The 10,954-nt window shown below is 52.4% G+C and carries 11 protein-coding genes; 6 read left to right on the forward strand and 5 right to left on the reverse strand.

Annotated elements, in window-relative coordinates; all coding sequences use genetic code 11:
- Both F605_RS0100005 and F605_RS0100010 read right to left on the reverse strand, forming a co-directional pair.
- Nucleotides 1-677 (reverse strand): type I restriction-modification system subunit M (locus F605_RS0100005; protein WP_022863870.1); only part of this gene is annotated, 677 nt, incomplete at its 3' end.
- 236 nt (nucleotides 678-913) lie between these two features.
- Nucleotides 914-1,618: a GntR family transcriptional regulator gene (locus tag F605_RS0100010; protein ID WP_022863871.1), complete on the reverse strand. Its 705-nt coding sequence runs from the start codon at nucleotides 1,616-1,618 to the stop codon at nucleotides 914-916.
- A gap of 117 nt (nucleotides 1,619-1,735) precedes the next feature.
- Between F605_RS0100010 and F605_RS0100015 the strand changes: the two genes are divergently transcribed.
- The 6 genes from F605_RS0100015 (at nucleotide 1,736) to F605_RS0100040 (ending at nucleotide 8,974) form a co-directional block, all read left to right on the forward strand.
- Nucleotides 1,736-3,433 carry an alpha/beta fold hydrolase gene (locus tag F605_RS0100015; RefSeq protein WP_022863872.1) on the forward strand — a complete coding sequence of 566 codons (1,698 nt, stop codon included), beginning with the start codon at nucleotides 1,736-1,738 and terminating at the stop codon, nucleotides 3,431-3,433.
- Nucleotides 3,434-3,464: 31 nt separating this feature from the next.
- Nucleotides 3,465-4,865 (forward strand): sugar porter family MFS transporter, encoded by a 1,401-nt coding sequence (locus F605_RS0100020; RefSeq protein WP_022863873.1) that lies wholly within the window; start codon nucleotides 3,465-3,467, stop codon nucleotides 4,863-4,865.
- 256 nt (nucleotides 4,866-5,121) lie between these two features.
- Nucleotides 5,122-6,225, forward strand: a complete 1,104-nt coding sequence (locus tag F605_RS0100025; protein WP_022863874.1) for an ROK family protein — start codon at nucleotides 5,122-5,124, stop codon at nucleotides 6,223-6,225.
- Between the two features lie 32 nt (nucleotides 6,226-6,257).
- Entirely contained in the window at nucleotides 6,258-6,932 is a 675-nt protein-coding gene (locus F605_RS0100030; RefSeq protein ID WP_022863875.1) for an N-acetylmannosamine-6-phosphate 2-epimerase, read from the forward strand.
- Nucleotides 6,933-6,971: 39 nt separating this feature from the next.
- Nucleotides 6,972-7,745: a glucosamine-6-phosphate deaminase gene (locus tag F605_RS0100035; RefSeq protein ID WP_022863876.1), complete on the forward strand. Its 774-nt coding sequence runs from the start codon at nucleotides 6,972-6,974 to the stop codon at nucleotides 7,743-7,745.
- On the forward strand, nucleotides 7,742-8,974 hold the full coding sequence (locus tag F605_RS0100040; protein ID WP_022863877.1) for an N-acetylglucosamine-6-phosphate deacetylase: 1,233 nt from the start codon (nucleotides 7,742-7,744) through the stop codon (nucleotides 8,972-8,974). The genes F605_RS0100035 and F605_RS0100040 overlap by 4 nt, the downstream gene beginning before the upstream one ends.
- Nucleotides 8,975-9,417: 443 nt before the next feature.
- Here F605_RS0100040 and F605_RS11580 read toward each other — a convergent pair whose 3' ends face one another.
- From F605_RS11580 to F605_RS10785, 3 genes are read right to left on the reverse strand one after another with little or no spacing between them, the layout of a single operon-like run.
- On the reverse strand, nucleotides 9,418-9,771 hold the full coding sequence (locus F605_RS11580; RefSeq protein ID WP_081639071.1) for a 4'-phosphopantetheinyl transferase superfamily protein: 354 nt from the start codon (nucleotides 9,769-9,771) through the stop codon (nucleotides 9,418-9,420).
- Nucleotides 9,692-10,297: a hypothetical protein gene (locus F605_RS11365; RefSeq protein ID WP_051132066.1), complete on the reverse strand. Its 606-nt coding sequence runs from the start codon at nucleotides 10,295-10,297 to the stop codon at nucleotides 9,692-9,694. The genes F605_RS11580 and F605_RS11365 overlap by 80 nt, the downstream gene beginning before the upstream one ends.
- Nucleotides 10,284-10,769 carry an AlbA family DNA-binding domain-containing protein gene (locus tag F605_RS10785; protein WP_051132067.1) on the reverse strand — a complete coding sequence of 162 codons (486 nt, stop codon included), beginning with the start codon at nucleotides 10,767-10,769 and terminating at the stop codon, nucleotides 10,284-10,286. The genes F605_RS11365 and F605_RS10785 overlap by 14 nt, the downstream gene beginning before the upstream one ends.
- Nucleotides 10,770-10,954 lie beyond the last annotated feature (185 nt).

The following is a 10,954-nucleotide window of genomic DNA, read 5'->3' on the forward strand; positions in this document are numbered from 1 at the left end:
TAAACCCTGCCCACCCGAGTTTTGCCGAGCACCGTTAGCCGGGCTATCAGTTCCGAAACATCTTGGGGAGTGAAGAATTCGCCTCCAGATTTTCCAGCCGACGAGGCATACATGGTCATCAAATATTCGTAGGCATCACCGAAAGTATCAATATCGGCATCCTGATAATTACCCAGCTCCAGGTCCGCGATAGCATCAAGCAGTTTCACCAGCTTGGCGTTTCGCTCCGCAATCGAGTTCCCCAAACGAGGACTATTGGTATTCACGTCATCAAACAGCCCTTTAAGGTCATCTTCCGAACTGGATCCAATAGCAGAAGCCTCAATATCGGCAAACACCGCCGCTAAAGTCTCGTTTAAGTTTTGGTCACGAGGCGCGACTCGGCGCACGTTTTGGAACAACTCTGAGGGCGGAATAAAGAACCCCAGTGTGTTCACCATATATTCCCGGGCGGTCTCTGCCTGCTCATCACCTATTTGGGCGTAGTTAAAATCTGCCTCCCCGCCCTCAGCCTGTATCTTATTTACCCAATTGGTGATGTGTTCGGAAATGAAACGATAGAACAACATTCCCAACACATAGGCTTTAAAATCCCAACCATCTACGCTGCCACGCAAATCATTGGCTACCCGCCAAATCGTCCGATGTAGATTAGCGCGCTGATCCGATGCCGCCACTAGAACCCCCTAGGTAATAAACTCGCTAATAGTCTAGCGAGGCTGGCGCATGTCAAGACCTCCGGCGCGCGCCAGGGAATGAAACAGCGCCTGGAAGTTAGCGGCAGCCGCGAGCTCAAGGGTGTGTGAAGTAGATGAACTGTCCGGAAATTCGAAATAGTTAAGACGAAACTGCTGTCATCTTTCTTTGCTGGCCAAACCAAAACTTTGTGGGTAACTGGTGGCTAGATGGTTCGTTAGAGTGTTAGCACAACGTGTTTGCCGATGAATTTGGTGGTCATCTCTGCAACAGTTTTACCCTCTGGATTTCGGAATGAAGCCCCAATAATTAATAGAGCATCAGGTTCGGGCAAGTGAAGATGCTTTGCCTCATCATCGGTTGCGATGCGCGAGCGCACGGTTCTAATACTTTGCAGAGTGCTAATTTTTTCGCCGAAGTGTTTTGACAAAAGCGAGAGTAGGTTGCTGGATAGATCTAGGCCAAGAATTCCGGGGAAGTCATCAGCCCTGACTAAAGCAGTCTCAATTCCAGCAAGTTCTTGGCATGTTTCATCTAGGTAATGCGCTCTGCGGATGGTTGCGACGAACGTCTTATCATTGGCGTGAAGCAACTTGCATTCATCTTCATCAGCTGTTTCCAACGCTGCCGAGACAAGTTTCACGTGGGTCTGAGGGTATCCAGCTGCATTCCAACTACCTACTGTGGAAAGCGGATCTTTTTGTGAAGAAGGCTGGTTTCGATCTGCGACAAACGTTCCGCGTCCAGGTATTCCAATAGTCAGGCCATTCTGGCTCAATAGCATCAGCGCACGGCGAACTGTCATGGGGGAAACTTTGAAAGAAGAAGCAAGTTTTACTTCGCTGTCCAGGCGCTCCCCAGGGCTCATTCCCGATATTCGTTTAAGTAAAGCATCGTATACCTTTGCGTACTTTGGCTCCATGAGTCATCCTTTGGTGTTTTCGTTGTTGACAACAAGCATAGCAGTACCCTAGGGTGTTATTAAACATTTGCCCTAGGGTGAATGTTGTTTTCCTGACGATGTACCTAAGGAAGTCTCATGAATCAAAAACGCATCTCGTATTCAGTCACGGGCTGTGAATCTCGAGGAGTTATCGTCGCGTTCCACGGCGTAACAGATAATGCTGCCTCGCTTTCTGATCTTGCGCGCGAATGGAAAAAAGATTGGAAAATATACCTAGTAGACACCCTAGGGCATGGGTTGTCTGAAAGCTTTACTGCTGAAGAACTCAAAGACCCCTTTGCTGCAATGGTCGCACAAATGCGTTCTGTAGTTGTTGAGGCGGCACGAGCAAGCCTAAGTAGAAAAGTCGTATTAATCGGTCACTCGCTAGGTGGTGCGATTGCGGCCACGATCGCGCAGCAGCTGCCCGACATCGTTCAAGCTCTGGTGCTAGAAGATCCCGCTTTGCTAACTCCGGAGCAGAATGAGCTCTACCGCAGTTCAGCCGCAGATCTAGTAAAGCGCCAGGAAATGGTGACCGAGCATGTTGGCGATGCCATCAGCGAACTAATGAAGGTCTACACGGCATGGCCACCGTCTGAATACGGCGCATGGGCACAAGGTAAAACCCAAGTCGACCGCAAATTCGTTGCTACCGGAGTGGTTGGCACACTAGGGCGAGAAGTTTTCGCAAAGCTAAAGATGCCTACTCTGCTGGTTACCGGCGACCAAAACGATGTTCTTTTCGGCAAAAGCGGTCAAGCAGAACTAGAAAAACTCGGCAAACCGTTTATTAGCTCCGTTTTAATTTCTGACGCATCCCACACTGTCAGAAGAGACCAACCAGAAGAATTCTACCGGGTAGTTGGAGCCTTCATCAACCGCTATGGAACCAGGCAGGAGCTTCCCAAACCATTCATCGCCGAAGAGCTGCGGGACGTTATCGCGGCAACACCAAAACAAGACACTGAAAACGTCGTCGCGATGCGAGAAGAAGGTGAGAAGTTACTTGCTGACGTGCATCCTAAAGATGGCATCGTCGCAACTGACGTTCAACTAGGCGAAAAATTCAATTTACGCTGTCTACGCGCAGAAGGTGTTGAGTCAAAAGTAGCCGTGTTGGCAATACATGGTGGCGGCTATGTAGCGGGTGCGGCGCGATACGACGATGAACGTAATAGCGAGTTGGTAGAGCTTTTCGGAGGAGCAGTCATCGCCAGCCCAGATTACCGGTTAGCTCCTGAACACCCCTGGCCTGCTGGAGCACAAGACTGCGCAGACTCATTGCGATATCTAGCGAATAAATATCCAGATTTGCCTTTAATAGTTTTCGGTGATTCTGCAGGTGCTGGTCTAGCACAGCAGGCGATCCAGATCGTTCAAAACTCCGACGCCCCGGTAAATATAGAGCGGGCAATACTCTTTGAACCCTGCCTAGAACCAGGCATGGTTACCAGATCTTTCGAAACATATAAAGACGGCCCTATCTGGACAAAAGAAGCCTCCGAAGGCGCCTGGAGGCAATACCTGGGTGACGCAATGAAAGCTTCGCCATATATCCCCTCCCGGGCAGTGGCTCAGCTTATGCCGCCAACTTTCGTAATAGTTAATCCGGCCGATCCTTTGCGTGATGAAGGCATTAACCTTGCCGTAGATCTGGCAGACGCAGGGGTGCCCGCCGAATTGCATATGTACGCCGGAACGTTTCACGGGGCACTGTCAGTTCCCGGAACAAGCACGTGGGAGCGTGTCAAAGAGGATGTCCGTTCCTTCATGTCAACTCCAACCATCTAAATCAACTCACGAATCTTAGAAAGGATTTTTCATGAGCAATAACAACAGACTCCTGCAAATCGCAGGGGCAGCTGCCCTAGGCGGCTTCCTGTTCGGTTTTGACGTTGCTGTCATTAACGGTGCGATTGGTTCAGTATCAGGAAGCGAAACCGGCTTCGGCCTTACCCCTTGGCAAACGGGCCTGGTGGTTTCCATCGTTAGCCTGGGCGCAGCAGTTGGTGCTGCAATCGCAGGCGGTATTGCTAACCGAATTGGTCGTGTAAAGGTCATGATTGCTGCCGCAATCCTATTTTCTATCTCTGCGATTATGAGCGGCCTATCGTTTAGCTTTGGCGCGCTAGTTATTTGGCGTCTAGTCGGCGGCTTCGGTGTGGGCATCTCGGCTGTCATCGCACCTGCCTATATCGCAGAAATTGCTCCTGCCGATAAGCGGGGCAGACTAGGAACCCTTCAGCAACTGGCAATTGCAGTCGGTATTTTTGGTGCTTTCATCACAAACTTCATTTTGGTTAAGGCCACTGGTTCTGCAGACGCTGAAGGGTGGTTTGGGCTGCACACTTGGCGGTGGATGTTCATCAGTGAGCTGCTACCAGCCGTTCTGTATGGAGTCTTCGTTATCTTCTTACCCGAATCTCCTCGCTACCTCGTCTCAATCGGAAAAGAAGAAGAAGCTGAGAAAATCATTTCTGCAGTTGGCTCCGACTCGGACCCCAAGGGACGAATCAACGAGATCCGTGGGTCACTTGCGGGACACCGTCCCCGGTTCGCTGACCTTCGCGACAAGAAATATGGGCTGCGTCCAGTCGTTTGGGTAGCGCTAGCCTTCGCCTTCCTCATCCAGATGGCAGGTATTAACAACGTTCTACTGTATGCAACTGACCTTTGGAGCACGGTAGGTTTCGAAGGTAATCTCTCTGTATTCATTCCAGTGCTGACTTCTATCATCGGCATCGTAATGACGATCGTGGGTATGTCTGTTATCGACAAGGTTGGTCGACGTCCGCTGCTTCTTTGGGGTGCAATAGGCATGTTCGCCGCGATGGTTGTTGCAGCTATTACTTTCACTCAAGGCACACTGAGCGAAGATGGCGCACTCAATCTGAGTGGTGTTTGGGCTATGGTCGCGCTGATCAGCGTTCACCTGGTTTACATCATTTTCTGTGGTACGTGGGGTGTTGTCCTTTGGGTATTCCTCGGCGAGATCTTCCCGAATCAGATTCGTACCGCTGGCCTTGGCTTCGCTACGGCCGGTAACTGGATCGGTGGAACCTTGATTACCTTCCTCTTCCCGGTAACTAAGGAATGCATCGGTCTGTCTGGCACCTACTTCTCTTACGCTTTAGTTGCCGCAATCCTGATCTGGCTGGTAGCTCGCCATATCCCAGAAACCAAGGGCGTCGAGCTTGAGGACATGTCTTACGACCTCAAGTAGCTGATCTTAGAACTCAAGCGCAGGCAATGTGTCGAAGCTAAAAAGACGGAAAATTTCCGCCTACAAACTTTAGGAATCGTCGCCAGCGGTTGGTGTCTCAACCAGTTCACAATGCTGCGCCCGTGGGCTTAGGAGATCAACATTAAAATACTGCTTAACCGTCAGCAAGCGATATATGTGCTGACGGTTAAGCAGGAAATACAACAAACAATCAATCGGTGTTTGCCGATCAACCAAAAGTAACTAAGGACGAGACGTGGTAGACGCAGACCTCAGCCGGGCTGGATTTTCCATCTTGGGGGTAGACATTGGCGGCACAAAAATCGCTTCGGCAGTTGTCACTTTTCTGGCTGGACAAATCTCATGTGATGATTTTGCAGCTGGTGAAAAACCCCGACTTTCGCAAGCCAAGAGCATCGCCACCGAGGCATCTCGAGGCGGAAGGGCAGTTCTGGAATCCGTAGCTGATCTAGTCGAAGACCAAATTAGGCTCGCCCGAAAGGGCGGAAAGATACTACGAGGCATCGCGATTGCCAGCGCAGGAGTTGTCGATGCAGTAAATGGGAAAATTGTTTCAGCGACAGGCACCATGCCAGGGTGGGGCGGTCAGCCGTTAGGGAAATATTTAGCAGAGCGTTTCGGACTGCCTGTTCGGGTTCTAAACGATGTCCACGGCCATGCTATGGGCGAAGTCACATATGGGGCAGGAAACGGCGCGAAAACGGCGCTCGTTTTTGCTGTTGGAACTGGGCTAGGGGGAGCCGCAGTTATAAATGGAAAAATCCTATTTGGCGCCCACTCCGTAGCCGGCCACTTCGGACACATTAATCACCCATACGCGGCTGGTCTCGTGTGCTCATGTAGACGCGAAGGACACATCGAGTCGGTCGCCTCAGGCAGTGGAGCGGCCCGTCTTTATGCCAAGCGACAGGCCGAGGCGGGGGTGCCCGGCAGCAGCTTCGCACGCCAAGCTGCTGCCTCATTGACGGGAATAGCCGACCTGCACGAAAGCGCTTATCGAACCTCACCAGGAGAGCAGCGTCCCGTCGTCGTTCGCGGTGGACGACAGCTAAAAGAGCTGGCCGACGCTGGCGACGAGTTTGCAAAAAATGTCTTCGTTGATGGAGCTTTTGCGCTAGGCCAAGTTATTGGTGGACTGGCCAATTCATTTGACCCAGATGTCATTATTTTGTCCGGCTCTTTAATAAAAGTCGGCGATTACTGGTTAGCAGCCCTCAAAGACGGCTACCGAAGCCAAGCCATGGCAGGAACAACGAAAACACCGATAGTCGAAGGCAATCTCGGCGACAAGGCAGCAATCATCGGAGCCGGCGTTCACTTCATGCGAACCATTAAATGACTTCCAACAACAAAAATATTTTAGGAGACAGCATGCATCCGATTATCGAATCACTTAAAGGCCATCTTGTGGTTTCTTGTCAGGCTTATGTTGGAGAACCGATGCGCCACCCAGAAACCATGGCGCAGATGGCGGTGGCCGCGGAACTTGGCGGAGCCGCAGCTATTCGCTGCCAGGGGCTCGCTGACATCGGAGCTATCAAAGGCCAGGTAGAGGTGCCCGTTATCGGCCTTTGGAAAGAAGGCCACGAAGGAGTCTATATCACCCCAACACTGCGTCATGCGCGAGCCTGTATAAACGCGGGAGCGGACATCGTGGCAATCGACGCCACCTCACGTCCCCGACCCGACGGATTGAGTCTTAACGAAACCGTAAATGCGCTCAAATCTGACGGCTCGCTAGTGATGGCAGACTGCGGCTCGATTGCCGATGCACGCTCGGCCGCAGAGGCAGGTTGTGACATCCTCAGCACAACATTGGCTGGCTACACCGGAGAACGTGAAAAGACACCCGGCCCTGATTTCGAGCTGTTGGGCGAAATGGTAACTGAATTCCCCACAACACCGGTCATCTGTGAAGGCAGGATTCACACCCCGCAACAAGCCCGACAAGTGATGGAGGCCGGTGCGTGGGCGGCTGTCGTTGGCACCGCGATAACGCATCCGACGAGTATCACAACCTGGTTCCGCGAGGCCATAGAGCAATAAAACTGATTTTGCGCCATTGCGCGCCACGAAAGGAAAGCCATGAATGTTGGAATCTTCGCTAGCGTAGAAGAAGCATCCTGCGAAGGGGCTCGTATAATTCGAGAGTTTTTTTACTCAAATCCGAGTGCTACCCTTGGTGTGGCCACAGGATCTACTCCGGAACCGCTATATGCGAAATTGCGGGATGCACACGCCGTAGGCCAATTTGACCTATCTAAAGCAAAAGCGTTTGCGCTAGATGAATACGTGGGTCTTGACCCAGATCATCCAGAATCATATAGAAACGTGCTGCGTAGAAACCTGGTCGGTGACGACAAAACCGGTTTAACTGAAGAAGGGCTAAACACCCCAGACGTCCAGCATGGCGATCCGCATGTTGAAGCTGCCAAATATGATGCCAAAATTCGTGATGCACAAGTAGATTTGCAGATCCTAGGTCTAGGCGCCGACGGTCACATCGGTTTCAACGAACCTGGTGGCTCCTTGGTGTCGCGTACCCATGTTGAGGTACTCGCTCCGCAGACCATTAAAGACAATGCCAGGTTCTTCGGTGGCGAAGAAAAAGCCGTCCCTAGCCGCTGCATCACGCAAGGTCTAGGCACCATTATGGAGGCTAAAAAATTACTGCTTTTTGCCTTTGGCAAGAACAAAGCAGATGCGGTGCGGGAGCTTGTTGAGGGCTCGGTTAGTGCTGTTTGGCCTGCGACAATCATTCAAATGCATCCTGATGTGACGGTTTTGCTCGACCAAGATGCAGCGAGATACCTGCGTTTTAAAGATTTATATCAGACTCGCTGGGAGCTGGTTAAATGATTTATCTAGGGCGCGTTCTCGACGGCTATGGGCGTGACGTCGGGCACGGCATCGAGGTCGATGCATCCGGTGCGATGGTTCGGCTTTTTTCAAATAGCGAGGCTCAGGCTGCCAGCGGCGATGACGTTCGTCGCGCGCACCTAATAACTCCCGGGCTAGTTGACATTCACTGTCACGGCGGCGGTGGCTTCGCGTTTCCAGACAACTACAAGCCAGAGCAAATCGCGGCGGCCATCCGAACCCATCAGCTGGCCGGCACAACAGCTATGTTTGCGTCCCTGGTCTCGCTCGCCGACCCGACCCCGCAGCTGGAAGCCCTGATGGCTTTCTGCGAAGACGGTCAGCTCGCTGGCATCCACATGGAAGGTCCATACGTTTCGCGCCAAAAGTGCGGGGCGCAAAACCCGGCTGTCGTCAGGGACATCGACGAGGAAGAGTTACTAGGCTGGTTGAAGATCGGGCGCGGCTGGATCAAAACCATGACTATCGCCCCGGAAACGCCGGGCGCCAACCGAGCCACGGAACTTCTTCTCGAACACGGTGGCAAACCGTCGTGGGGACACTCCCACGACGACGGCTCCGCCACCCGCAAGGAATTACAACATACCTATGCGGTTGTTTCGCAAACTACTGACTGCGCACAGGTAAAGAAAAAAAGCCAGGCCGCCCAGACCGTAACTCACCTGTTCAACGCCATGACCGGCTTCTCGCATCGAGCTCCCGGGCCAATCCGCGAATACATTCAGGCGGCGAAGGCGGGCAAGGCTAGCGCCGAGCTGATCGCGGACGGCTACCACGTCCACCCGGATCTCGTCGAAGACATCGTCGAATACCTAGATGGGGCGGCATTGCAACTGGGTATTCCAGGCGCATTCTTTGTGACGGACTCGCTGGCCGCAGCCGGAATGCCGGAGGGTAAATACACCCTCGGTGGTCTGCCGGTCGAGGTGCGTACCGGAGCCTGCTACTTGGAGGGCACCCAGACCCTGGCCGGCGGTGCAACCACTCTGGCAGACCAAATCGCGCTATTTGCCAAACGCGGAAAACTAACTCTAGGTCAACTAGTCAGGGCGACAGTTGCTGGACCGGTTTATGCAGCTGGTATCTGGGATGCACAAGGCGTCACGGTAGAATTCAAGCCAGGCAAGCCTGTCAATCTAGTCGCCTGGGACAAAGATATGGGCCCGATCGCTGTGATTCGAGAAGGCGTTCAGCTGAAAAGTGATTAGGCCAGATTGCCAATGATCATCTTCCCTCGACACATCAGAATCGACACGAAAGCATAGTCATATTTAACGTACAAGAGCATAAGGTCGCTACATATTGCACATATAAACGACTTACTAAGTGCCCAATAGACAGCTAATTCTGAGCGGGACACTTGTGTAGCGTGATTGGTGTGTTGTTGCTTGTATAAGTGCCACAGCCGGTTAAATGTGTTATTGAAGCTAGTATCCGGTATCTCTGGCTGAATTAGAAAACCGCTGCACGCTCGCCATGCCCCGACTAAGGATTCTGCTATTGCCTTTATTGTGTGGCGACAGAGTCTGCTCTACAGCAGAGACCTGCCCCACCCACCCAGCTTAGGGGCTTTGAAAGGGATGCCTATTTCCGGGGCACCTAGCACCTCCTGGCTGGCCGCGATGTCCTACTGCGAGAGTCGTTAGGCAAACTAGGACTTTCGTGCCCAGGCGGCCGTGCGAATTAGCCGAGACCTAATTATCCATCCGCCGGCATCGAAGAATGGGTTTAAACAGTTTAATCGTGCCGTGAAAGTTCCGGTGTTTTCAGATTTTGGTGTAAGAGTCAGAGCCACCTCGTCGACATCGAGGAAACGTCCTGTTATTGGTGTCCAGGCCTTGTAGACACTTTCTTTTGCACTAAATATCAGACGATCCCAGCAAGTTATTTCGCTTAGACCTCTAAAAGAATCGAAGGTGTCAAATTCAGATTCCTTCAGTTCTTCTGATGTAGATTGCGTCTTCGGATTTGCTAACAAGTCCGGCACGGATACGGTATCCACCATTTACTTGACGCTGGGCAGCATAGGTGCGGAGCAGGCTGACAAAGTCTATGACGGCAGATTCGACATGCGCTGATATGCAGTGATTGGGCTGACCGAACGGGAAATAATGACTCTGCTCGCTTCGCTCCGACGCGATACCAAGTCGGTACGAGCTGGCGACAGTACCATCGTCCGAAAGGAATCTACGACTCGGAAATCGAGTGCTGTCATACTCCCGGACAATCCATTTCCGCAAGCCTTTTCGTAGACGTCCACCTTCCCACTTGAGTAGTGCCCGCGCGTTGGAATAAACGAGTTCCGGACATAGTTGAGGATTCGTGAAGCGCTGCGCTTCTGCTTCTGACAAGCCCGGTAGCCCCATTACTGGTTCTCGTGGAATAGCGGCGAGTACCATGCAGACTCCCTGCGTCGAATCAAGCGCCCTTCCGGTTTGTTCGTACAGACTTTGAGGCTGAGGCTGGCGTTCGTCATCGTCGCGGTGTTGAAACCGCTCGCGAAAACCTTGCTCGATCTCATGATCGCTCATGAAAGCGGTGTGTGGACCCATTCCTGCGAGGTGCAATAAATGCGTCGTTTCCCTTGCACGCAAATCCGGAGCCTCGCGAGAATCCGGCACTCGCATCATGACGAGATGACCGTCGTCTTTGGGCAAGGGAAAAATTCAAGTCCGAGAACAGGCGGCCTATGTGAGCGTATGCCGTGCGGAGAATTCGCTGATGTTCATCTAAGTTCCGCAGAATCGGTTTGAGTTTCGAGGCAGCGCTCGTCTCTTTTTCTTCCGCCACGCCGAAAGCGATCCAACCACCGCCGCTGTTAGCCATCGCAGCGATGTCTTTTGCTACTTCATCATCCCAGCCGGGGCGGAGGGAATCGTAGTACTCCGCCCTCCAATCGAGAGATACGGTTTCCTGCACACCTTCTTCAACGGCTCGTTCTATTAGTTCGATTGAAATCTTGCCGGGCTCAAGACCTAGCGCTTGCTGAATCGGCGTGAACAAGTTCTACCCCCTCCCCTGCCTCCGAAAACTACCCCCTACGCCGCGAGCGCGTAGGTTGTGCCAATTTGTATCCATTCCGTGCTGGAAGTTTCATAAACCCTGCCCACCCGAGTTTTGCCGAGCACCGTTAGCCGGGCTATCAGTTCCGAAACATCTTGGGGAGTGAAGAATTCGCCTCCAGATTT

The sequence above is a fragment of the Varibaculum cambriense DSM 15806 genome, from assembly GCF_000420065.1.
Classification (GTDB): domain Bacteria; phylum Actinomycetota; class Actinomycetes; order Actinomycetales; family Actinomycetaceae; genus Varibaculum; species Varibaculum cambriense.

Bases quoted from the DNA above. Each gene is read 5' to 3' on its own strand.
- F605_RS0100010 (WP_022863871.1), bottom strand. From the start codon at position 1,618: ATGGAGCCAAAGTACGCAAAGGTATACGATGCTTTACTTAAACGAATA.
- F605_RS0100015 (WP_022863872.1), top strand. From the start codon at position 1,736: ATGAATCAAAAACGCATCTCGTATTCAGTCACGGGCTGTGAATCTCGA.
- F605_RS0100020 (WP_022863873.1), top strand. From the start codon at position 3,465: ATGAGCAATAACAACAGACTCCTGCAAATCGCAGGGGCAGCTGCCCTA.
- F605_RS0100030 (WP_022863875.1), top strand. From the start codon at position 6,258: ATGCATCCGATTATCGAATCACTTAAAGGCCATCTTGTGGTTTCTTGT.
- F605_RS0100035 (WP_022863876.1), top strand. From the start codon at position 6,972: ATGAATGTTGGAATCTTCGCTAGCGTAGAAGAAGCATCCTGCGAAGGG.
- F605_RS0100040 (WP_022863877.1), top strand. From the start codon at position 7,742: ATGATTTATCTAGGGCGCGTTCTCGACGGCTATGGGCGTGACGTCGGG.
- F605_RS11580 (WP_081639071.1), bottom strand. From the start codon at position 9,771: ATGGTGGATACCGTATCCGTGCCGGACTTGTTAGCAAATCCGAAGACG.
- F605_RS11365 (WP_051132066.1), bottom strand. From the start codon at position 10,297: ATGAGCGATCATGAGATCGAGCAAGGTTTTCGCGAGCGGTTTCAACAC.